15 protein-coding genes are annotated in these 21,799 nt (G+C 67.8%); 10 read left to right on the top strand and 5 right to left on the bottom strand.

What is annotated here, in order from left to right:
- Nucleotides 1–38 precede the first annotated feature (38 nt).
- Nucleotides 39–1,187: a pyridoxal phosphate-dependent aminotransferase gene (locus HMH01_RS09455; protein ID WP_171324616.1), complete on the top strand. Its 1,149-nt coding sequence runs from the start codon at nucleotides 39–41 to the stop codon at nucleotides 1,185–1,187.
- A gap of 24 nt (nucleotides 1,188–1,211) precedes the next feature.
- On the opposite strand, the gene HMH01_RS09450 is transcribed toward HMH01_RS09455, so the two are convergent.
- Complete coding sequence (locus HMH01_RS09450) at nucleotides 1,212–3,929, bottom strand: Rne/Rng family ribonuclease (RefSeq protein ID WP_171324615.1); 2,718 nt, start codon at nucleotides 3,927–3,929, stop codon at nucleotides 1,212–1,214.
- Between the two features lie 454 nt (nucleotides 3,930–4,383).
- Between HMH01_RS09450 and HMH01_RS09445 the strand changes: the two genes are divergently transcribed.
- The 4 genes from HMH01_RS09445 (at nucleotide 4,384) to HMH01_RS09430 (ending at nucleotide 10,426) form a co-directional block, all read left to right on the top strand.
- Nucleotides 4,384–5,553, top strand: coding sequence for an N-acetylmuramoyl-L-alanine amidase (locus HMH01_RS09445; protein ID WP_171324613.1), 1,170 nt, complete (start codon nucleotides 4,384–4,386; stop codon nucleotides 5,551–5,553).
- Nucleotides 5,554–5,647: 94 nt separating this feature from the next.
- Nucleotides 5,648–8,197 carry a penicillin-binding protein 1A gene (locus HMH01_RS09440; RefSeq protein ID WP_171324611.1) on the top strand — a complete coding sequence of 850 codons (2,550 nt, stop codon included), beginning with the start codon at nucleotides 5,648–5,650 and terminating at the stop codon, nucleotides 8,195–8,197.
- A gap of 100 nt (nucleotides 8,198–8,297) precedes the next feature.
- Entirely contained in the window at nucleotides 8,298–9,422 is a 1,125-nt protein-coding gene (gene prfB / locus HMH01_RS09435; RefSeq protein WP_171324609.1) for a peptide chain release factor 2, read from the top strand.
- Nucleotides 9,423–9,448: 26 nt separating this feature from the next.
- Complete coding sequence (locus tag HMH01_RS09430) at nucleotides 9,449–10,426, top strand: hypothetical protein (RefSeq protein ID WP_171324607.1); 978 nt, start codon at nucleotides 9,449–9,451, stop codon at nucleotides 10,424–10,426.
- Between the two features lie 48 nt (nucleotides 10,427–10,474).
- On the opposite strand, the gene HMH01_RS09425 is transcribed toward HMH01_RS09430, so the two are convergent.
- The 4 genes from HMH01_RS09425 to HMH01_RS09410 form a co-directional block, all read right to left on the bottom strand.
- Nucleotides 10,475–10,963: a bactofilin family protein gene (locus HMH01_RS09425; protein WP_171324606.1), complete on the bottom strand. Its 489-nt coding sequence runs from the start codon at nucleotides 10,961–10,963 to the stop codon at nucleotides 10,475–10,477.
- Nucleotides 10,953–12,290 carry a DUF5930 domain-containing protein gene (locus HMH01_RS09420; RefSeq protein ID WP_171324604.1) on the bottom strand — a complete coding sequence of 446 codons (1,338 nt, stop codon included), beginning with the start codon at nucleotides 12,288–12,290 and terminating at the stop codon, nucleotides 10,953–10,955. The genes HMH01_RS09425 and HMH01_RS09420 overlap by 11 nt, the downstream gene beginning before the upstream one ends.
- A 154-nt stretch (nucleotides 12,291–12,444) precedes the next feature.
- A complete protein-coding gene (locus HMH01_RS09415; protein WP_343035210.1) occupies nucleotides 12,445–13,269 on the bottom strand; it encodes a ferritin-like domain-containing protein in 825 nt (274 codons plus the stop codon).
- Nucleotides 13,266–13,739 carry a peroxiredoxin gene (locus HMH01_RS09410; RefSeq protein WP_171324602.1) on the bottom strand — a complete coding sequence of 158 codons (474 nt, stop codon included), beginning with the start codon at nucleotides 13,737–13,739 and terminating at the stop codon, nucleotides 13,266–13,268. The genes HMH01_RS09415 and HMH01_RS09410 overlap by 4 nt, the downstream gene beginning before the upstream one ends.
- A 117-nt stretch (nucleotides 13,740–13,856) precedes the next feature.
- Here HMH01_RS09410 and HMH01_RS09405 point away from each other — a divergent pair, with 117 nt between their 5' ends.
- From HMH01_RS09405 to lpdA, 5 genes are all read left to right on the top strand, one after another.
- Nucleotides 13,857–17,213, top strand: a complete 3,357-nt coding sequence (locus HMH01_RS09405) for an AsmA-like C-terminal region-containing protein (protein ID WP_171324600.1) — start codon at nucleotides 13,857–13,859, stop codon at nucleotides 17,211–17,213.
- A 10-nt stretch (nucleotides 17,214–17,223) separates the two neighbouring features.
- Complete coding sequence (queA, locus tag HMH01_RS09400; protein WP_171324598.1) at nucleotides 17,224–18,285, top strand: tRNA preQ1(34) S-adenosylmethionine ribosyltransferase-isomerase QueA; 1,062 nt, start codon at nucleotides 17,224–17,226, stop codon at nucleotides 18,283–18,285.
- Between the two features lie 68 nt (nucleotides 18,286–18,353).
- Nucleotides 18,354–19,610, top strand: coding sequence for an MFS transporter (locus HMH01_RS09395; RefSeq protein WP_171324596.1), 1,257 nt, complete (start codon nucleotides 18,354–18,356; stop codon nucleotides 19,608–19,610).
- A gap of 39 nt (nucleotides 19,611–19,649) precedes the next feature.
- Nucleotides 19,650–20,243, top strand: a complete 594-nt coding sequence (locus HMH01_RS09390; RefSeq protein WP_171324594.1) for a DUF924 family protein — start codon at nucleotides 19,650–19,652, stop codon at nucleotides 20,241–20,243.
- Between the two features lie 68 nt (nucleotides 20,244–20,311).
- Nucleotides 20,312–21,709 carry a dihydrolipoyl dehydrogenase gene (lpdA, locus tag HMH01_RS09385; RefSeq protein WP_171324592.1) on the top strand — a complete coding sequence of 466 codons (1,398 nt, stop codon included), beginning with the start codon at nucleotides 20,312–20,314 and terminating at the stop codon, nucleotides 21,707–21,709.
- Nucleotides 21,710–21,799: the final 90 nt, after the last annotated feature.

Raw genomic sequence — 21,799 nt, 5'->3', positions numbered from 1 at the left:
CCCTCCCGAACCGTTCGGGCAGAGCCAAGAGGAAAACCATGCGAACATCAAGCCGTGGCGATGTGGATGCCTTCATCGTGATGGACGTGCTCGGCGCAGCCCGCGCGATGGAAGCCGCGGGCCGGCACATCATCCACATGGAGGTGGGCCAGCCCGCGACCGGGGCGCCACAGGCCGCGCGCGAAGCCCTTGCCCGCGCGATGGAGCAGGGGACGCTCGGCTATACCGAGGCGCTTGGCCTGCCCGCGCTTCGCGCGCGGATCGCGCGGCTTTACGGCGAATGGTACGGCGTCGACCTGGCGCCCTCGCGCGTGGTGGTGACGGCCGGCTCGTCGGCCGGGTTCCAACTGGCGTTCCTGTCGCTGTTCGAGACCGGCGACCGGGTGGCGATCGGCGATCCGGGCTATCCCAGCTATCGCAACATCCTAAAGGCGCTTGGACTCACGCCGGTGCGCATCCCGACCGGGGCGGAAAGCCGCTGGCAGCTGACGCCGGATCACCTGACGGGCGATGTGCAGGGCGCGCTGGTGGCAAGCCCCGCGAACCCCACCGGCACGATGCTGGACCACGCGGCCCTGTCGGCGCTGATGGAGGCCGCCCGCGCCCGCGACATCGGCTTCGTCTCGGACGAGATCTATCACGGTATCGACTACGGCACCCGCCCCGTGACCGCGCTCGAGGCGGGCGACGACGTCTATGTCATCAACTCGTTCTCCAAGTATTTCTGCATGACCGGCTGGCGCATCGGATGGATGGTCGTCCCCGAGGATCATGTCCGACGGATCGAACGGCTGGCGCAGAACCTGTTCATCTGCGCGCCCCATGCAAGCCAGGTTGCGGCGCTGGCCGCGCTGGATTGCGGGGCCGAGATGGAGACGAACCTGGAAACCTATCGCGCCAACCGCGCGCATCTGCTGGCGGAACTGCCGAAAGCGGGCTTTGCCCGGATCGCGCCGCCCGACGGGGCCTTTTATCTTTACGCGGATGTGTCGGACCTGACCGAGGACAGCCGCGCCCTTGCGGCCGAGATCCTGGAAGACGCTGGGGTGGCGGTCACGCCGGGGCTGGATTTCGACCCCGAACGGGGACATCGCAGCCTGCGGTTTTCCTATGCCGGATCGACCGCGGACATGATCGAGGGGGCGGAACGGCTGAAGGCCTGGTTCCAGCGGCGCGGCGCAGCCTGAGCCGCGCCGCGCCCGATTTGCGGCTCAGGACCCGCTGAGGGCGCGCGACCACCAGCCGCGGCGCTTGGGCGCGTCGGGCTTGGGGGCTTCGTGCTGCCCGGCCGCCGTCCCTGCCTCTGGCTCTGCCTGGGGTGCGGGGGCAGCCTCGGGGGCGGCCTCGATTTCGGCAGCGGGTTCTTCCGCTGTCTCCTCGGGCGTGCCGCCGATCACCTTCTCGATCGTCGCCTTGGCAGAAGCGCGGACCCGCGGCTTGCGCGGCTTCGGCCCGGCGGGTTTCGCCAGTTCTGCGGCCTGCGGCTCTGGCGCTGCCGCGGTCTCGGCGGCAGCTTCCGCCGGGGCGGTCTGAGGTTCGGCCGCGGCTTCTTCCCGCGCCGGCGCCGCGTCGTCAGACGCAGAGGCGACCTCGGCTACCGGCTCGGCGACCTCGGCTGCCGGCTCGGCGGACTCAGTTACCGGCTCGGCGGTCTCGGCTGCCGGCTCCGCGGCTTCGGCGGCCTCGGGTTCCTTGCGCTTGCGGCTGCGGGTCCGGCTGCGGCTTTTCTTCGGCTTCTCCTCGGTCTCGGCCGGGGCTGCGGTCTCGGTCCCTTCCGGGGTGTCCTTGGCGGTCACCGCTTCATCGGCGCCGTTTTCCGAGGCGGCTTCGCTGCCGTCTTCGACTTCGGCCCCATCCTCGCGCTTGCCGCCCTTGCGACGGCGACGGCGGCGGCGTTTCTTGCCGGACTGCTCGCCCGTCTCGGACTTCTCGGGACGGGGGGCGAGCGCGGCTTCGACCTCGGCTTCCGCCTCGATCTCGTCCTCGGGCTCCTCGACCTCCTCCAGATCGGCGAATGCCTCGGCCCGGATCGGGGCGGCGGCCAGCATCTGCGGCACCACGCGGGTGGCGGTGGAGAAACGCTCGATCTTGTATTCGGGGCTGATCATGGCGGCGTTGCCCTCGATCCGCACCGACAGGCCGAAGCGGCCCTCGATCATCGCGACATGCTCGCGCTTGGTGTTGAGGATGTAGTTCGCGATCTCGACCGGGGCCGTGACCAGCACCTCCTTCGAGCGCTGGCGCACGCCTTCCTCCTCGAGTTCGCGCATGATCGCCAGCGCCATCGAGTCGTTCGAGCGCACGCGCCCGGTGCCGTGGCAATGCGGGCAGGGGGCGGTGGTCGCCTCCAGCATGCCGGGGCGCAGGCGCTGGCGGCTCATCTCAAGCAGGCCGAAGCCCGAGATGCGGCCGACCTGGATCCGCGCGCGGTCGGATTTCAGCTTGTCCTTGAGCCGCTTCTCGACGGCGGCGTTGTTGCGCCGGTCCTCCATGTCGATGAAGTCGATCACGATCAGACCGGCCAGGTCGCGCAGCCGCGCCTGGCGGGCGACTTCCTCGGCCGCCTCGAGGTTGGTCTTGAGCGCCGTCTCCTCGATCGAGCCTTCCTTGGTCGAGCGGCCCGAGTTCACGTCCACGGCGACCAGCGCCTCGGTCACGTCGATCACGATATATCCGCCAGAGCGCAGTTGCACCGTGGGGTTGAACATGGCCGAAAGGTAGCTTTCGACCTGAAAGCGCGAGAAGAGCGGCAGCATCTCGTTGTAGAGCTTCACGTTCTTCGCGTGCGAAGGCATGAGCATCTTCATGTAGTCCTTCGCCTCGCGGTAGCCGGCCTCTCCCTCGACCAGCACCTCGTCGATGTCGCGGCTGTAGAGATCGCGGATCGAACGCTTGATGAGGCTGCCTTCCTCGTAGATATGCGCGGGGGCGATGGACTTGAGCGTCAGTTCGCGGATCTGTTCCCACTGGCGCAGCAGGTATTCGTAGTCGCGCTTGATCTCTGTCTTGGTGCGGTTCGCGCCGGCGGTACGGATGATCAGGCCAGCGCCCTTCGGCACCACGATGTCCGAGGCGATTTCCTTCAGCTTCTTGCGGTCGGCGGCATTGGTGATCTTGCGGCTGATGCCGCCACCGCGCGCCGTGTTGGGCATGAGCACGCAGTAGCGCCCGGCCAGCGACAGGTAGGTGGTCAGCGCCGCGCCCTTGTTGCCGCGCTCTTCCTTGACGACCTGCACCAGCATGATCTGGCGCACCTTGATCACTTCCTGGATCTTGTAGCGGCGCATGCGCGGGCGGCGCGGGGCCATTTCCTCGCGCGGCTCTTCGGCGCCCAGAGTGTCGATCTCGGCTTCGGCTTCAGGGGCATCGCGATCGGCCGGCTCTGCCGCGGCCTGATCCTCCGGCGTTTCAGCAGGGTCGACAGCCTGCGCCGCGTGCGCATGCTCGCGGCTTTCGGGAAGATCCTCGACCAGGGTCGATTCCGGCTCTTCGCCCTCGGCCGCGTCGGCCGGGTCGGCCACGACGACCGCATCCGCGGTAGTGGCCGCGCCGTCGCGGGCCGGCTGGCTGCGCGGGCGCCGGCGCGAGCGGCTACGGCTGCGCAACTTCTCGGCCGCCTCTTCCTCGTCCTCGGCGCGGTCGAGCGCGGCCTCCTCGGCCAGCAGCGCCTCGCGGTCGGCGACCGGGATCTGGTAGTAGTCGGGGTGGATTTCCGAGAAGGCAAGGAAACCGTGGCGATTGCCGCCGTAATCCACGAAGGCGGCCTGGAGCGAGGGCTCGACCCGCGTCACTTTCGCCAGATAGATGTTTCCTGCCAGTTGCCGCTTGTTCAGCGACTCGAAGTCGAACTCCTCGACCTTGTTTCCTTCGACCACGACAACGCGGGTCTCTTCCGCGTGCGTGGCATCGATAAGCATCTTCTTTGCCATGTTGTCCTTCTGAAACGCGCAAGCCCCCCGGCAGCCACGGCTGACGAAGGGGCGGGGCGTTCATGTATTGAGGCTAAGGACCGCGCGGCCTGAACGGACGCCCGGGTGCCTGGTGGCGGCCCTGCTGTCCTGTTCAATAGCCCTGCGCGGTTCATCGCGTTACCATCTCCAGCACCCGTTTCGGGGTGCGAATTCAATCCGCCGGCCATTGCCGGATTTCCACTGGCGCAAGCGCCGGTCGCGTCTCGTCGGGGCTCAAGGGCAGTGTCTGCCCATGCAGCGCCCGGGCCGAGCGACAAATAACACAACGCAGGGATCCAGGATCCGCGCGATACTTGCACGATAACCGCGCGGGCATGGCCAGCACAATCGAATTCTTTTCCCGGGCCGGCTGTGCTACAGACGGGCCAACCCCGCGACTGACGGGGAGCGAGGCAACAGACGGGCGAAGCACATGCACGGGATGACACGGCGGCAGGCCGGTGCCCTGATCCTCGGGCTGCTGGGCGGGACCGCCACGGCGCGGGCAGAGGTGGTGCTGACCGCCGTTCAGGAGACGCGCTTTTCCGGCCTGGTCCTGCGTCTCGATCTGGACGCGCCGTTGCCCTTCCGCGCCTTCGTCCTTGCCGACCCGCCCCGGCTGGTGGTGGACGTGGCCGATCCCGAGCTGCGGATCGCCGGGCGGCTTGCCCCGGCTGGGCCGGGCCCGCTGCGCGCGGGCCGGATCGACGCGCGCTGGTCGCGCCTGATCGCCCCGCTCGAGCGGCCGATGACGGTGGCCGAGGCGGGGATCGATCCCGGCGGCGCCCTGCGCATCGCGCTCGAACGCGCGTCAGGGGCGGAACTGGCGGCCGCCGCACGGCTGGCGCCGGGGCCCGAGGTGCTGGGCCGGATCGCCCCACCGCCGCCCGCGGCATCGTCGCTGCCGCGCATCGTGATCGACCCCGGCCATGGCGGCATCGATCCGGGCGCGCTGCGCGGCGAGATCGCGGAGAAGGACATCGCGCTTGCCACCGGGCTGGAGCTGGCCGCGCAACTGGAGCGCACCGGCCGCTACGAGGTGGCGCTGACGCGGCGCGATGACCGTTTCGTGCTGCTCGACGACCGTGTCCGTTTCGCGCGGGCCAGCGACGCGGCCCTGTTCCTGTCGCTGCACACCAACACCGTGACCGCAGGACAGGCGTCCGGCGCCACGCTCTACGTCTCTTCCTCCGAGGCTTCCGACAGCGAGAGTGCGCGCCGCGCCCGGCTGGAGAACGGCTCGGACAGCGCCGCCGGGCTGCGGCCGAGCGAGGTGCTCGACGATGTCGCACGCACGCTGATGGACCTGGAGAGCCGCGCCAATGGCACGCGCTCCCGAATGGCGGCGGAACGACTGGTCGAGTCCCTGTCGGATGCGACGGGCGTCATCCGGTCGCGCCCCCTGCGGGCTGCGGATTTCCAGGTCCTGCGCGCGCCCGAAATGCCGTCGGCGCTGATCGAGCTTGGCTTTCTCTCGGACGCGGGCGACCGTGCCGACATGGTCTCGCCAGCGTGGCAGCGGCGGTTTTCTGCCGCAATCGTGACCGGGATAGATGAGTGGATGACCGCCGATCGGGCCTTCCTGGCGTTGATGCAGCGCTGAGGGCCGGGTAGACTTGGTAGCCTGCGCAGGCCTGTGCCTGCGCCAAATCCCGTGCCGGCGAGGCGGCGGCAGCAGCGACAGGCGGAAGACGCGGATGCGACTGATACTGAATTTCCTTGGCTTCATCTTTACCTGGGCCACGCTGGGCCTGTTCATGGCCGCGGCGGGGCTGGCGGGGCTGTTCTGGCTTTATGGCCGCGATCTGCCCGATCACGAGCAGCTGTCGCGCTACGAACCCGCGACGCTGAGCCGGATCTATTCGGGCCGCGGCCTGCTGATGGACGAGTTCGCCCGCGAGCGGCGCCTTTTCACGCCGATCGAGGAGATTCCGGACCTGGTGAAGGTCGCCTTCATCAGCGCCGAGGACAAGAATTTCTACAACCACCCCGGTTTCGACATCATGGGCATCGCCTCGGCCGTGGTCGATGCGGCGCAGGGCGGGCGGCTGCGCGGCGCCTCGACCATCACGCAGCAGGTGATGAAGAACTTCCTTCTGTCGGGCGAGCGCAGCGCCGTGCGCAAGATCAAGGAGATCATCCTCGCCACCCGGCTGGAGGCGACGCTATCGAAGGACCAGATCCTCGAGCTGTACCTCAACGACATCTTCCTCGGGCAGAACTCCTATGGCGTGACATCCGCCGCCCGGACATATTTCTCCAAGTCGCTGGAGGAACTGACGGCCGCCGAGGTGGCCTATCTCGCGGCCCTGCCGCGCGCGCCGTCGAACTACCACCCCGTGCGCGAGAAGGAAGAGGCGATCGGCCGGCGCAACTACGTTCTCGGCCAGATGCTGGAGAACGGCTATATCGACCGCGACACCTACGAGACGGCGCGGGCCTCGGACCTGCTGACGGTGCAGTCGGGCGATATCCCGTCCGCGCGCGACGCGCTGCCGCCGCGGGACTACTTCACCGACGAGATCCGGCGCCAGCTTTCGACCCGGCTGGAGGGCGGCGAGGAAGAGCTGTTCACCGGCGGCCTGACGGTGCGCGCGACGGTGGATCCGAAGCTTCAGGCCGCCGCCGCCGAGGCGCTGCGCCGCGGGCTGGAACGCTTCGACCGCTCGCGCGGGACGTATTTCGGCCCGCTGGCGCAGATTTCCCCCGATGCGCTAGACAGCGAGGAGGAATGGCGCGTGGCGCTGGCCGAAACCCGCGTGCCGCGCGACGTGGTGGGCTGGATCCCGGCGGTGGTGCTGGAGGTCGGCGAAAGCTCTGCCCGCATCGGCATCGAGGGCGTGGAGAATGACGAGGACGGGCATTTCCTGGCACTTTCCGACGCCGACTGGATCACCCGCATCCGCGCCGGCGAGGGCAGGGAGGGCGGCCGTCCCGGCGCCGCCTCGGATCTTTACCAGGTGGGCGACGTGGTGCTCGTGACGGCAATCGTCGAGGATGGCGCCTTCCAGCGCTGGTCGCTGCGCCAGATCCCGGAAATCCAGGGCGCCTTCATGGCGATGGACACCCAGACCGGGCGCGTTTTGGCGATGCAGGGTGGCTTTTCCTACCAGCATTCGGTGTTCAACCGCGCGACGCAGGCCACCCGCCAGCCCGGCTCGGCCTTCAAGCCGTTCGTATATGCCGCAGCCCTGGACAACGGCTACACGCCCGCCTCGATCGTGGTGGATGCGCCCGTCGAAGTGGACACCGGCGCGGGCGTCTGGCGTCCGACCAACTCGTCCAACCGTTTCTACGGCCCGACGCCGGTGCGTACCGGGATCGAACAGTCGCGGAACCTGATGACGGTGCGCATCGCGCAGGATATCGGCATGGACCGCGTCAGCACCTATGCCGAGCGCTTCGGCATCTACGAGGACATGCCCGAGCTTCTGTCCTATTCGCTGGGCGCGGGCGAGACCACGCTTTTCAACATGGTGGCGGCCTATGCCATGTTCGGCAATGGCGGCAAGCGGCTGGAGCCGACGCTGGTGGACCGCGTGCAGGACCGATACGGCAACACGATCTACCAGCACGACCAGCGCGGCTGCCGTGGCTGCGAGGGCCAGGAAGCGACGCCCGCCGACATGCCCTGGATCTGGGACACCGCCGAGCAGGTGATGGACCCGGTCACCGCCTATCAGCTGTCCTCGATGATGCAGGGCGTGGTGGCGCGCGGTACCGCCGCCTCGACCGTGGGGACGCTGGGCGTGCCCATCGCGGGCAAGACCGGCACCACCAACGACGCCAAGGACGCCTGGTTCGTGGGCTACACCCCGCGCATCACGGCGGGCTGCTATATCGGCTACGACACGCCGCGCCCGATGGGCGATGGCGCCTATGGCGGCACGCTGTGCGGCCCCGTCTTCACCGATTTCATGCGCGTGGCGCTGGAGGATCACGGCTCCTTCCGCATCCCGCAGCCGCCCGACACGGTCTTCGTGAAGATCGACCGCTTCACCGGCCAGCGGCTGCCCGACGACGCATCGGGCTCGAACGTGGTCGCGGAACTGTTCCGCGCGGGCGAGCAGCCGGCCATCGGCCAGTTCGGCACCTATATCGACGGGGGCTTTGCCATGGGCGCGGATCTGCCGCTGTTCTCCAGCGCGCAGGGCGGCGCGTCCATGCAGACGGGCCAGGACGGGCAGCAGCGGGTGGTGCCGACCAACCCTTCCTTCGGAGAGCTGTCCTCGGGCGGGCTTTACTAGCCTCGCGCCCTTGCCGCCCCCGGCGGGGACGATTAAGAACAGGCGCGGGCGACCCGGACCGGTCGCCCGTCATGTTCAGGCCAGGTGAAACAAGACCCCCATGCGCGCAGAGACAGAGAACCAGATCGGCGAAATCGAGAAATCGCTGGCCCTGCTGCGCCAGCGTCTCAACTGGGACACGGCCGAGCATCGGCTCGAAGAGCTGAACGCCATGTCCGAGGATCCCGAGCTGTGGAACGATCCAGGCCGCGCGCAGAAGCTGATGCGCGAGCGCCAGCAGCTTTCGGACGCGATCGACCGCTACAAGAGCTTTGCCCAGGAGCTGGCGGACAATCGCGACCTGATCGAACTGGGCGAGGCCGAGGATGACGTCGAGGTGGTCCAAGAGGCCGAGGCGGCCCTTGCCGAGCTGCGCAAGCGCACCGAGCAGGCCGAGATCGAGGCGCTGCTGAACGGCGAGGCGGACGGCAACGACACCTTCCTCGAGATCAATGCCGGCGCCGGTGGCACCGAGGCCTGCGACTGGGCGCAGATGCTTCAGCGCATGTATATCCGCTGGGCCGACCAGCATGGCTACAAGGTCGAGCTTCAGTCCGAGGAACCCGGATCCGAGGCCGGGATCAAGTCGGTCGCCTACAAGATTTCCGGCCCCAACGCCTATGGCTGGCTGAAGTCCGAAAGTGGCGTGCACCGGCTGGTGCGCATCTCGCCTTTCGGCAAGGGCTCGCGCGAGACGTCCTTTGCCTCTGTCTGGGTCTATCCGGTGGTGGACGACAACATCGAGATCGAGGTGAACCCCTCGGACATCCGGGTGGACACCTACCGCTCGTCCGGCGCGGGCGGTCAGCACGTCAACACGACGGATTCCGCGGTCCGGATCACCCACTTGCCCACGGGCATCGTGGTGACGAGTTCCGAGAAGTCCCAGCACCAGAACCGCGACATCGCCATGAAGGCGCTGAAATCGCGGCTCTACCAGATGGAGCTGGACAAGCGGACCGCCGAGATCAACGCCCAGCACGAGGCCAAGGGCAGCGCCGGCTGGGGCAACCAGATCCGCTCCTACGTCCTGCAACCCTACCAGATGGTAAAGGACCTGCGGACCAACGTGGAAACCTCGGACACGCAAGGGGTGCTGGACGGCGACCTGGACGCCTTCATGGCCGCCGTGCTGGCAATGGACGTCGCCGGCAAGAGCCGGGCCGAGGCGCGCGGCGAGGATTGATACTTACTACCTCTGAAAAGGGTATTATGAAGCTTACAATTGCGATTATTGCTCAGAATGGTCGTCTTCAGTATGAGGCCGTCCTCTTTGTAGAAACTGCCCGATACTTCTGCGGTGATAAAGTCGATATCTACATACTTATCCCCCGTCGGGGAGAAAATTGGAGCAATGAACCCGACAACATCAATCCACAAATATTGGATTATTTTGTAAAAAGTGGTTGTCACATCGTCCCATTTAAAAATGAAATCTGGGGGCAAAGCTACCCAGAAGGAAATAAGATCTGCTGCCTCCGTGAACTGCCAGCAGGAAGACCATTTATATTTTTTGATTCCGATCAAATCATTACTGCCGATGTATCTGAACTGAAGTTTGATTTCTCGCATCCTCTGGTATCACCGGGCGGACACATGTTCCCCGTTCAGGGACAGGACCAGAAGTTTTCGACGGAAGAGTACTGGCGGGCAGTCTATGAAGTCTGCTCTGAAACCCCGCGGAAGGCGAACGCCCGAGAGGATATCAAGGACAGCTTTCCTTACTACAATGCCGGTTGCTTTGGCTTCGAAGACCCAGCGCAATTCCATGAGAAGTGGATGCACTTTGCATGTCTGGTGGATCGTTCCCAACACGAAATTGTGCTCGACCAGCCCAAACGGCCGTGGCTGGACCAGATCACACTTCCGGTGGTCTGCTCACATTTTGGTGGCGCTGACGAGAATGCTCTTCATGGTGTGTTCAATAACGGAACACATTCCTACCACTACCACTATCCGGCAAAGCTCTGCCTGACAGACCAATACTGGGAATTGAAGAAGCAGGGGCTATTTGAAAGCTTAAAGTATATACTTGAGAAACATCAGCCGTTCCAGCGGATATTCTATACCGAAACCGATCAACTTGTACTGAATTTCTGGCGCTGGGCGAACAGAAATCTGATGTACAAAAATGGGTCGGGCTTGCGCCCGACCCATATTCTAGGGCGTGCAGGACTCGGCGAAAGGTGATCGCTTCAATCGGTTTCACTGAGAGGTGTCCCCGATTGAAGCGTCAGCTTACTCCGCGCTGCCGCCCCGCACAGCCTTGCTGTCGCCCTTGAGCGGGTCGTCGTTGCGCTGGACGGAGCCTTCGAAATGGGCGCCGCTTTCGATCGCGATGGTCTTGTGGACGATGTCGCCCTCGACCCGGGCGGTGGAGGTGAGGCGCACCTTCAGGCCGCGCACGCGGCCGACCACGCGGCCGGTGACCACGACGTCGTCGGCGACGATCTCGCCCTTGACGGTTGCGTTCTCGCCCACGGTCAGAAGATGGGCCTGGATGTCGCCCTCGACGGTGCCCTCGATCTGGATGTCGCCGGTGGTCTTGATGTGACCGGTGATCACCAGGTCAGAGGCCAGGACGGAGGGTGCGGGCTTGGGCTTGGCCGGCGTCGGGCTCGTGGACGCAGGGGCGCTGCTGCCCGTGGCCGAGGGGCTCGGCGGGCTCGGCGGCTTGGGCGCGGAGCTTTCGGTCGTCGTCGGTTCGGGTTTGCTCTTAGAAAACATCTCTGCCAGCCCTTATGTATGTCATCGGATTGACCGGTTTGCCGCCGAGGTGCACCTCGTAGTGCAGGTGGACGCCGGTGCTGCGGCCCGTGGTACCCATATCGCCGATATGATCGCCCCGGGCAATCCGGTCTCCGACCTTGACGTGAATTTTGTTGAGATGCGCGTAGTGCGTCTCGAAGCCGTAGGCGTGGCGGATCTTGATGAAGTTGCCATAGCCGCTCTGCCATCCGGCGAAAGTGACGGTACCGTCCGCTGTCGCCTCGATGGGGGTGCCGCGCCCGGCTGCGAAATCGACGCCGTTATGGGCGCGCCGGCCGCCATTGAACGGGTCGCGCCGGGTGCCGAAGCCGCTGGTGAAGCGGTGGGCGACACGGACCGGCATCGTGTAGGGGATCTTGGCCGCGGCGATCCGCATCATGTTCATGCGGTCCATGTCGGACATCAGCGCCGAAAACCGCTCGTCCAGTTCCGGATCCGACCCGCCCAGGCTGGCGCGGAACAGCGTCTCGGGGCCACCCATGCCGTTGTAGCTCTGGCGCACGCCGGAAATCAGCGTGTCCACGTTCAGCCCGCTCTTCTCGAACATCGACTCGAGCGGGCCGAAGGAGGCCTGCACCGCATCCTCGAGCGAGGCGACCAGCCGTTCCTGCCGGTCGGCATTGACCTGCATGCGCAGTTCCATGGTCGCGATCTCGGACTCGAGGCGCGTCAGGTCCGACCGGTGGGTGTCGCGCTCGCGCACCGCATTGTGCAGCGCATCGGACAAGGCCGAGAGGACGATCTCCATTTCCTCGGCGGAACCGGCGCCGTCGGCGGCATTGCGCACGGCCGTCAGGCTTGCGGTCAGCTCGCGGGCGCGATCCTCGGCGCTGTCGCGCGCGGCGACCGCCTCGGCCAGCTTGTCGCGCATCGCGCCGATGGAGGATCTGAGTTCCGTCTCCGAGGCCAGCGCCTCCTGGAGCATCGCCTGCTGGGTCACGATCTGGCCCAGCGCAAGATCGAGCCGCGCGGCGGTGTCGTCTGCGCGGCGGGTCGCTTCGGCCAGCGCCGTGTCCAGCGTCGCGATCCGATCCTCGTAGGCGGCCTCGACCAGTTCGAGTTCGCCGCGCACCGCACCCTCGGGCGACAGCGCCGAGACCACGAAACCCGCGGTCGCGGTCAGCGTCCAGCCCAGCCCAAGCACCGCGGCACCGGCCAGAAGCGCCATGCGCGACGGGGTCAGGGCAATTTCGCGGGTCGCGTGATGCGTCTGGATGACGATTTTTCGTGCGGTCGGACGCGCAGGTTGGCCGGCATGGCTTGCGGGGGTGGTTTCCGCTGTCATCGCTCAGTCATCTTCCCGGTTGTGTGTGGGGTGCCGCCTGCTGCGGCCTCACGATTTCTTGTTATGCCCTCTCGTGTAGAGAAGCGGTTCCGGTCACGCAACCATTCAGGGGAATGGTTCAGGGCGGATCGGCGAAATGCCGCGCACCCGGCGGTCACACCTCTTCGGCAAGGGGCCAGTAGAAGTCGGGCGGCAGACCGGCCTCGGCGCGTTTCTCGACGTTGAAGGGCGGCTTCAGCGCGCCGTGGAAATAGCGTCTCACAAGGTCGTGGAACCGGTCCTTCGGGTCGTGATCGTGACGCCCGCACAGGAAGTGGAACCACTTCGAGCCATAGGCGACATGGCCCACCTCTTCGGCATAGATGACCTCGAGCGCCGCGACGGTATCGGCATCGCCCGCCTTCTCGAAAAGCGCGATCATTCCCGGGGTCACGTCGAGCCCGCGCGCCTCGAGCACCATCGGCACCACGGCCAGCCGCGCCTCCAGATCCTGCGCCGTGTCCTCGGCCGCGCGCCACATCCCGGCATGGGCGGGCAGCGCGCCGTAAAAGGCGCCATGCGCTTCAAGCCGGTCCGACAGCAGGTCGAAGTGCTTTGATTCCTCGTCTGCCGCCTTCACCCAGTCGTCGTAAAAGCCCGCGGGCATCGGCACATGGGTAAAGCGGGCGATGATGTCCCAGTGCAGGTCGACGGCGTTCAACTCGATATGGGCGATGGCGTGCAGGATCGCCAGCCGGCCGGCCGCCGAGCCGGGGCGCCGGCGCGGCACGTCGCGCGGGTCCAGAAGTTCGGGCTTCGCGGGACGCGCGGGCCTGTCGGGCGGGCGGGCTGTGCCGATCGGCATGGGCCTGCCCTGTTCGCGCCCCTCGAACCAGGCGGCGGCGCAGCGGCGCGACAGGGCCGTCTTGGCCCTGGCATCCGCCGTGCCCAGCACCGCCACGGCACAGTCGGCAAGGCTTGCGGGCAGCGCCGCGCTCACAGCGCGCGCACCGCGTCCAGCACCTCCTCGGCATGGCCGGGAACCTTCACCTTGCGCCAGACACGGGCGATGGTGCCGTCGGGCCCGATCAGGAAGGTGCAGCGCTCGATGCCCATGTAGGACTTGCCATACATGCTTTTCTCGACCCAGGCGCCATAGCGCTCGCACAGATCGCCTTCGGCATCCGACAGAAGCGGCACGGTCAGGTCATGCTTGGCCACGAATTTCTCGTGCTTCGCGACCGTGTCCTTGGACACGCCCAGCACCGCGGCCCCGGCGGCGTGGAAGTCGTCCAGCAGGCCGGAAAACGCGACTGCTTCCTTGGTGCAGCCCCCGGTGTCGTCCTTGGGGTAGAAGTAGAGCACCAGCGCCTTGCCGGCGAAATCCGCCAGCGAGACGGTCTGCCCCCCGTCGCGGGGCAGGGTGAAGTCGGGCGCATTTTCGCCGGGTTGCGGGCCGGTATTGGACATGGGGCACCTCTTGGTTAGAGTGGATCCTGCCGCTGGATATGGCACCGGGGCCATGCCCGGCAAGAGCTTGACCACCCCCGCTGAGGGGGCGGGAAGCGGCCAGAGGATCGTACAGGCTTGAAGGCAGCCCGCAGACAGATCGCCGCCACCACGGCGCGGCGCGGACGCAGACGCCCCGCACAGGGGCGGCTGACGCGGTTCTGCGCCTTCTGCCTGCGCGAGACGGGGTCGCTGGTGGCAAAGCTGGTCAGCCTGACGGCCATCCTCGCGCTGGTGGTGCTGGCGCTGCTCGACGGGCGGGAATTCGTGCTGAACTCCATCGACCCGCGGCTCAAGCACTGGATCGCAGAGCGGATCGGCGCCGAGGAGATCACCGTCGGCTCTGTCGGCTTCACGCTGGGCGAAGGCGCGGACCCTGCGGGACTGACGCTGAACGACGTGCGCATCGGGGGCGGCGAGGGGCCGAGCCTGTCGCTGCCGCGGATCGCCACCGGCTTCCAGGTGCTTGGCGGCCTGCAGGGGGCGCTGCGGCCGACCTCCATCGCGCTCGACGGTATCGCGCTGGACCTGATCCGGGCCGAAACGGGGGCCCTGACGCTGAGCGCCGATCGCGCGGGCGCCGGTGCGCCGGTGCCGCTGTTGGGCGCGGGCGGGGGTGGCGGCGCCGATTTCGAAGCCATGCTGGACGCCGCCGCCATCTTCGGGCGGCTCGAGGCGCTGTCGCGGCTGCAACGGGTGGACCTGGTCGGGGCCGACATCACCTATCACGACGGCCGCGCCGGGCGGCGCTGGGTGGCGCGGGACGCAAGCGCCTATCTCGAACGCGGGGCCGGGCGGCTCAACGCGTCGGTCACTGCCACGCTCAGCGACGGGCAGGGGGCGTCCGTGCCGGTGCAGGCCACCATCCAGCGGCAGGAGGCGGCGGGGATCACGCGCTACGCGGTCCGCTTCGACAATGCGCGGCCCGGGGATGTCGCGGCGCAGGTGGCGCTGCTCGAGTTTCTCGCGCTGGTGGACGCGCCGGTCTCGGGGGCGCTTGCCGCGGAATTCAGCGATGCGGGCAACCTGCTGGCGCTGTCGGGCGCGCTTCGGATGGGCGCGGGTGCCCTGCGCCCGACGCCCGAGCGCGAGATCGCCTTCGACGCGGCATCGGTCTATTTCTCGTACGACCCGCGCAGCGACCGGTTCCGGCTCGACTCGCTCGATCTGGTGACCGAGCGCGGCAGCCTGCGCGCGGACGGGGTCGTGCTGGTGGACCGCGATGCCACGGGGGCGGTCGCGGCGCTGGTCAGCCAGCTCGATCTCTACCAGGTGGCGCTGGCGGGCACCGAGGGCGCGCCGATCGTCTTTCGCAACGGTCGCGCCGTGACGCGGCTCACGCGCAGCCCCTTCACGATCGAGATCGGCACGCTGTCACTGCGCGACGGCGATACCCGTGTCAGCCTGTCGGGCCGCGCCCGGCCGGAACCCGAAGGCTGGGACGTTGCGCTGGACGCAGGGGCGGTGAACCTGCCGCGTGACCGGCTCATGCCGCTCTGGCCCGCCGAGTTGCGGCCGCGCCTGCGCACCTGGCTGGACGAGCGGCTTGAGGCGGGGCTTGTGACCGAGGCAAGCCTGCACCTGCGCCAGCGCGGGGGCGCGCGGGAGATCGGCCTCGATTTCGGCTTCCGGGACGGCGTCGCGCGCATCCTGCCGCGGATGCCCGCGCTGGTGGGCGCGCGCGGCACGGGCCAGCTGATCGACGGACGGTTCGAACTGGTGCTCGATGCGGGGCACACCGGGCCCGGGCAGGGCGCGGGCGTCGATCTGGCGGGCAGCCGCATGCTGGTTGCCGATGCGCGGGCCCGGCCGTCGGTGGCGGAGATACGGCTGGAGGGGTCAGGGCAGATCCCGCAGCTGCTGGCGCTGGTGGACAACCCGCCGCTGCGCTTGCCAAGCCGCGCGGGGCAGGGCACGGACATGGCCACCGGCCGCGCCGAGGTGGTCGCCACCCTGCGCCTGCCGCTTCGCGACGGGCTGACGGACCGGGACGTGGAGGCGGATGTCCGCGCGACGCTGAGCGATGTCCGCTCGGGGTCGCTGGTGCCGGGCCGGGTGCTGGCGGCAGAGACGCTGAAGCTGAACGCCACGAACGACACGCTCGAGATCGCGGGGACCGTGCGGCTGGACGACGTGCCGCTGGAGGCGCGCCTTGCCCGGCCGCTTGGCCCCGATGCCGGACCGGCGACGGTGACCGGAAGCCTGGTGGTGACGCCCCTGTCCGTCGCCGGGCTGGGCATTCCGTTGCCGGAAGGCAGCCTTGAGGGGCAAGGCACGGGCCGCTTCGCGCTGACCCTGGGCCCCGAGGGCGTGCCGCCTGCATATTCGGTCGATCTGCCGCTTTCGGGGCTGGCCCTGTCGATCCCGCCGCTGGGCTGGCGCAAATCGGCCGCCGCCGAAGGCAGCCTGCAACTTGCGGGCCGCCTTGGCCCCGCGCCGACGGTCGAGGATCTGCGCCTGGGTGCCCCGGGCCTGCGGATCGAGGGGGCGCTGGACATCTCCGGGCAGCGGCTTGAGGGCGCGCGCCTGTCGCGGCTGGCGCTTGGCGGCTGGCTCGATGCGCCGCTGCGCTGGCGGGCGGGGAACCCGGCCAAGGTCGCGATCGAGGGCGGGCGCATCGATCTGCGACGCGGCCTGCCCCCAATGGCGGGGCTGGGCGGCGGCGGCGGCGGCGGGGGTGTCGCGCTCGACTTCGCGCCGCGCGAGGTGATCGTGACCGACGCGATCCGGCTGACGGATCTGCGCGGCAGCCTTGCGACCGGGCAGGCGCCGCTGGGTCGCTTCACGGCGCAGGTGAACGGGCGGGCGCCGCTCTCGGGCTTTCTGCGCGAGGGGGGCGAGGTGTTCCTGCAAAGCGAGGATGGCGGCGCAGCCCTGCGCGCGGCGGGGCTTTTCCGCAATGCCGCGGGCGGCACGCTGCGCGTCTCGCTTGCCCCCGGCGGCGGGGCGCTGTCGGGCGTCTTCTCGCTTCAGGGCAGCCGGGTCCTGAGCGATGCGACCCTGGCGCGTCTGCTGGAGGGTGCCACGGTAGAGGGTCTTGCGCGCCGTGCGGCCGCGGGCGGCGAGGGGATCGCCTTTGCCGATGCGCAGGGGCGATTTGCGATTGCCGACGGGCGCGTGACGGTCAGCGGCGCGCGGGCGGTCGGCCCGGATCTGGGCGTGACGATTTCGGGAACCTACGACACGGTGGCGGGCCGGCTTGACATGAACGGCGTGCTGTCGCCGCTCTATGCGCTGAACGGCATGTTCGAGCGCCTGCCGCTGATCGGCCGGCTGCTGGGCGGGCGGCCCGGCGAGGGGTTGCTGGGGGCCAACTTTCGGATTACAGGCAGCGCGAGCGAGCCGCAGATCTCGGTCAATCCGCTTTCCATCCTGACACCCGGCGCCATCCGCGAGATATTCGCCCAGGGCGCCCCGGACGCCCCCGGTGGCTGAAACCCGCGCCATGGACGATCTTACCCTCGACGATTTCGACTTCGCGCTGCCCGAGGAACTCATCGCGCTGCGCCCCGCGCGGCCGCGCCCGGCCTCGCGGCTGCTGGTGGCGCGGGGCGATGGCATCGCGGATGCGCATGTGGCCGACCTGGCCGATTTCCTGCGCCCCGGCGACCTGCTTGTCTTCAACGACACCCGCGTGATCCCGGCGCGCCTGCGCGGCACGCGGACCCGCGACAGCGCGCATGGCGACGGCGTCTCGCAGGTCGAGGTGATGCTGGCCCATGCCCGCCCCGACGGCAGCTGGGACGCGCTGGCGCGGCCCGCCAAGCGCCTGCGCGCGGGCGACGTGATCCGCTTTGCCGGCGATCTGTCGGCCGAGGTGATCTCGCGCGACGGCGCGATGGTGGCGCTGCGCTTCGACCGCACGGGGCCGGATTTCGACGCGGCGCTGGAAGCCGCCGGAGAGATGCCGCTGCCGCCCTACATCGAAAGCAGGCGCGCCGCCGACGAACAGGACCTGGAGGATTACCAGACGGTGTTCGCGCGGGTGCGCGGCGCGGTGGCGGCCCCGACCGCATCGCTGCATTTCGACGACGCGCTGCTGGCGCGGCTGGCCGAGGCGGGCGTTCAAAGCACCTTCGTCACCCTGCATGTCGGTGCGGGCACCTTCCTTCCCGTCAAGGTCGAGAACATCGCCCTGCATCGGATGCACGCCGAATGGGGCGAGGTGACGGAAGAAGCCGCCGCCGCCATCGCCGCCGCCAGGGCGCGCGGCGGGCGGGTTATCCCGGTCGGCACCACGGCGCTGCGCCTGATCGAAGCGGCCGCCCGCGGCGGCACGATCGCGCCATTTCGGGGCGATACCGACATCTTCATCCGGCCGGGATTCGCATTCCATGTGGCCGACGGGCTGATGACGAATTTCCACCTGCCGAAATCCACGCTGATGATGCTGGTTTCGGCGCTGATGGGGGTGGACCGCATCCGCCGCATCTATGACCATGCCATCGCGGGCCGATACCGCTTCTTTTCCTACGGCGACAGTTCGCTGCTGCTGCCCGACGCCTGATGCACTGGCCTTGCCGGGGCCAGGGCGGGATGCCGCTGCCGCGGCCGAAAGACTGACAGGACACTTTCATGCTGACCGTTTTGCGCACCTCGTGGCCGCTTCTGCTGGGCCTTCTTTTCCTGATGGTGGGCAACGGGTTGCAGGGTACGCTACTAGGCGTGCGCGGCGCGATCGAGGGCTATGACGCGGGCACGATGTCCTATGTGATGTCGGCCTATTTCCTTGGCTTCCTGGCGGGCTCCAAGCTGACGCCGGCACTGATCGCGCAGGTGGGCCATGTGCGCGTCTTCGCGGCGCTGGCCTCGCTGATCTCGGCGGCCTTCATCCTTTATGCGGCGATCCCGCATCCCGTCAGCTGGGCGCTGATGCGCTTCATCGTCGGGCTATGCTTCTGCGGGGTCTACATCGTGTCGGAAAGCTGGCTCAACGGGGCGTCGACCAACGAGACGCGGGGCCAGGCGCTGTCGCTCTACATGATCGTGCAGATGGTGGGCATCATCGCGGCGCAGGGCTTGCTGAACATCGCAGATCCGGCCGAATACACGCTTTTCGTCATCATGTCGGTGCTGGTGTCGGTGGCTTTCGCGCCGATCCTGCTGTCGAAGACCCCCGCACCGGCCTTCGAGGCGACGAAGCCCATGACGCTGGCGCAGCTGTTCCATATCTCGCCGCTGGGCATGGTCGGCTGCTTCCTGCTGGGGGGCGTGTTCTCGGGCATTTTCGGAATGAGCGCGGTCTACGCCTCGGAGGCCGGGTTCTCCACGGCGCAGACCTCGCTGCTGGTGGGGTTGATCTACCTCGGCGGCCTGCTGTTCCAGTATCCCGTGGGCTGGATCTCGGACCGGATGGACCGGCGCAAGCTGATCGTGGGGGGCACCGCGATCGGGGCGGCCGCCTCGCTTCTTGCGCTGCCGGTTCTGGGCGATTTCACCGTGGTCTGCATCGTGGGCTTCATCGTGGGCGCGATGGCGAACCCGCTCTATTCGCTGATGATCGCCTATACCAACGACTTCCTGGAGCCGGGCGACATGGCCTCCGCCTCGGGCGGGCTTCTGTTCGCCAACGGGCTGGGCGCGATCATGGGCCCCATCGTGATCGGCCTGCTGATGGCGCGGATCGGCCCGGTCGGGTTCTTCGTCTTTCTCGGCACGCTCTTTGCCGCTGTCATGGTCTATGCGCTCTACCGCATGACCCAGCGCCCGGCACCCGCGGTCGAGGACACCACCGCCTATTCGCCGGTGTTCCACCAGGCGACCCCGGTCGCGCTGGAAGTGGCGCAGGAGGTTGCACAGGAAAAGGCGGACGAGGCAGCCGCGCGCGCCTGAGGGATTGCGTTTCCGGCCCCGATGGGCACCATGCCAGGCATGGAACAGCACAGCACGCACGAAGACATCCTTGCCTTCTGGCTCGAAGAGACGACGCCGGAGCAGTGGTACCGGCAGGACGACGCGCTCGACGCCGAGATACGGCGCCGCTTCGCCGCGCTTTGGGAAAAGGCGCACGCGGCGGGCAGGGCGCCCTTTTCGGGGGGCGCGCGGGCAAGCCTTGCGAACCTGATCCTGCTCGACCAGTTCCCGCGCAACCTGTTTCGCGGCGAGGGGCGGGCATTCGCGACCGATGCGCTGGCGCTGGGCGTCGCCAGGGACGCCATCGCCCGCGGCGAGGACATGGAGATCGACCCACCCGCGCGGCAGTTCTTCTACCTGCCCTTCATGCATGCCGAGGATCTGGCCCTGCAGGACGCGGGCATCGCGCATTTCGAGCGCGCCATGCCGGGGACGGACAACATCCTTCACGCCCGCGCGCACCGCGAGATCATCCGCCGTTTCGGCCGCTTTCCCTATCGCAACGGGGCGCTGGGCCGAAAGACCACGCCAGAGGAACAGGCATTGCTGGACGACGGTGGCTACGGCGCGGTCGTGCGCCAGATGCAGGGCGGTTCCGAACCCGGCGCATAGCCTGCGCTGTGGAAACACGGCGCCAGATGGTTTAACACTAAGCCAATTTTTCGCAGAGAGGACTCACCATGGCCAGCAAATCCTTCGACATCGTCGTGATCGGGGCCGGACCGGGCGGATATGTGGCCGCGATCCGGGCCGCGCAGCTGGGGCTGAACGCCGCCGTCGTGGAACGCGAGCATCTGGGCGGCATCTGCCTGAACTGGGGCTGCATCCCGACCAAGGCGATGCTGCGTTCGGCCGAGGTGTTCCACCTGATGCACCGCGCCAAGGAATTCGGACTGAAGGCGGACGGCATCGGCTATGACATCGACGCGGTGGTCAAGCGCTCGCGCGGGGTGGCCAAGCAGCTTTCCAGCGGGGTCGGGGGCCTTCTGAAGAAGAACAAGGTCACCGTGATCATGGGCGAGGCCACGATCCCCGCGAAGGGCAAGGTCGCGGTCAAGACCGACAAGGGCACCGAGGAACTGGTGGCCAAGAACATCATCCTTGCCACCGGGGCGCGCGCGCGCGAGCTGCCGGGGCTGGAGGGCGACGGCAAGCGGGTCTGGACCTACAAGACCGCGCTGCAACCGCCGCACATGCCCAAGAAGCTGCTGGTGATCGGCTCGGGCGCCATCGGGATCGAGTTCGCCAGCTTCTACAACACGCTCGGCGCCGAGACGACCGTGGTCGAGGTGATGGACCGCATCCTGCCCGTGGAGGACGCCGAGATCTCGGCCTTCGCGAAGAAGCAGTTCACCAAGCAGGGCATGACCATCCTGGAAAAGGCCACGGTCAAGAAGCTCGACCGCGCCGCCGACAAGGTCACCGCCCATGTCGAGAAGGACGGCAAGACCGAGACCCACGAATTCGACACGGTGATTTCCGCCGTGGGCATCGTCGGCAATGTCGAGGGGCTGGGCCTGGAGAAGCTGGGCGTCAAGATCGACCGCACCCATGTCGTGACCGACGAATATTGCCGCACCGGGGTCGAGGGGCTTTATGCCATCGGCGACATCGCCGGCGCGCCCTGGCTTGCCCACAAGGCCAGCCACGAGGGCGTGATGGTGGCCGAGCTGATCGCCGGGAAGAACGACGTGCACCCGATCAAGCCTGAAGCCATCGCCGGCTGCACCTATTGCCACCCGCAGGTGGCAAGCGTGGGCTACTCCGAGGCGAAGGCCAAGGAACTGGGCTACGAGATCAAGGTCGGCCGCTTCCCCTTCATCGGCAACGGCAAGGCCATCGCGCTGGGCGAGCCCGAGGGCATGGTCAAGACCGTGTTCGACGCGAAGACCGGCGAGCTTCTGGGCGCGCACATGGTCGGCGCCGAGGTGACGGAACTCATCCAGGGCTATGTGGTGGGCCGCAGCCTGGAAACCACGGAAGAGGATCTGATGAACACCGTCTTCCCGCATCCGACCCTGTCGGAAATGATGCACGAGTCGGTACTGGACGCCTATGGCCGGGCGATCCATTTCTGATCGGTGACAGGCCCGTGCCCGGCGCGTCCCGGGCATGGGCACCTGACATTCGCGACGGTCCCTGCTAGAAGCCGTCGCACACCGCCGCCG

It is taken from the genome of Halovulum dunhuangense (assembly GCF_013093415.1).
Lineage (GTDB): Bacteria > Pseudomonadota > Alphaproteobacteria > Rhodobacterales > Rhodobacteraceae > Halovulum > Halovulum dunhuangense.
The sequence above is the reverse complement of the archived record's forward strand: the minus strand, read 5'-3'. Positions and strand labels throughout refer to the sequence as shown.

Excerpts from the sequence above, each read along its gene's own strand:
- HMH01_RS09395 (WP_171324596.1), top strand. The coding sequence starts at position 18,354 with ATGCTGACCGTTTTGCGCACCTCGTGGCCGCTTCTGCTGGGCCTTCTT.
- HMH01_RS09430 (WP_171324607.1), top strand. The coding sequence starts at position 9,449 with ATGAAGCTTACAATTGCGATTATTGCTCAGAATGGTCGTCTTCAGTAT.
- prfB (WP_171324609.1), top strand. The coding sequence starts at position 8,298 with ATGCGCGCAGAGACAGAGAACCAGATCGGCGAAATCGAGAAATCGCTG.
- HMH01_RS09410 (WP_171324602.1), bottom strand. The coding sequence starts at position 13,739 with ATGTCCAATACCGGCCCGCAACCCGGCGAAAATGCGCCCGACTTCACC.
- lpdA (WP_171324592.1), top strand. The coding sequence starts at position 20,312 with ATGGCCAGCAAATCCTTCGACATCGTCGTGATCGGGGCCGGACCGGGC.
- HMH01_RS09420 (WP_171324604.1), bottom strand. The coding sequence starts at position 12,290 with ATGACAGCGGAAACCACCCCCGCAAGCCATGCCGGCCAACCTGCGCGT.
- HMH01_RS09390 (WP_171324594.1), top strand. The coding sequence starts at position 19,650 with ATGGAACAGCACAGCACGCACGAAGACATCCTTGCCTTCTGGCTCGAA.
- HMH01_RS09425 (WP_171324606.1), bottom strand. The coding sequence starts at position 10,963 with ATGTTTTCTAAGAGCAAACCCGAACCGACGACGACCGAAAGCTCCGCG.
- HMH01_RS09445 (WP_171324613.1), top strand. The coding sequence starts at position 4,384 with ATGCACGGGATGACACGGCGGCAGGCCGGTGCCCTGATCCTCGGGCTG.
- queA (WP_171324598.1), top strand. The coding sequence starts at position 17,224 with ATGGACGATCTTACCCTCGACGATTTCGACTTCGCGCTGCCCGAGGAA.
- HMH01_RS09440 (WP_171324611.1), top strand. The coding sequence starts at position 5,648 with ATGCGACTGATACTGAATTTCCTTGGCTTCATCTTTACCTGGGCCACG.
- HMH01_RS09450 (WP_171324615.1), bottom strand. The coding sequence starts at position 3,929 with ATGGCAAAGAAGATGCTTATCGATGCCACGCACGCGGAAGAGACCCGC.
- HMH01_RS09455 (WP_171324616.1), top strand. The coding sequence starts at position 39 with ATGCGAACATCAAGCCGTGGCGATGTGGATGCCTTCATCGTGATGGAC.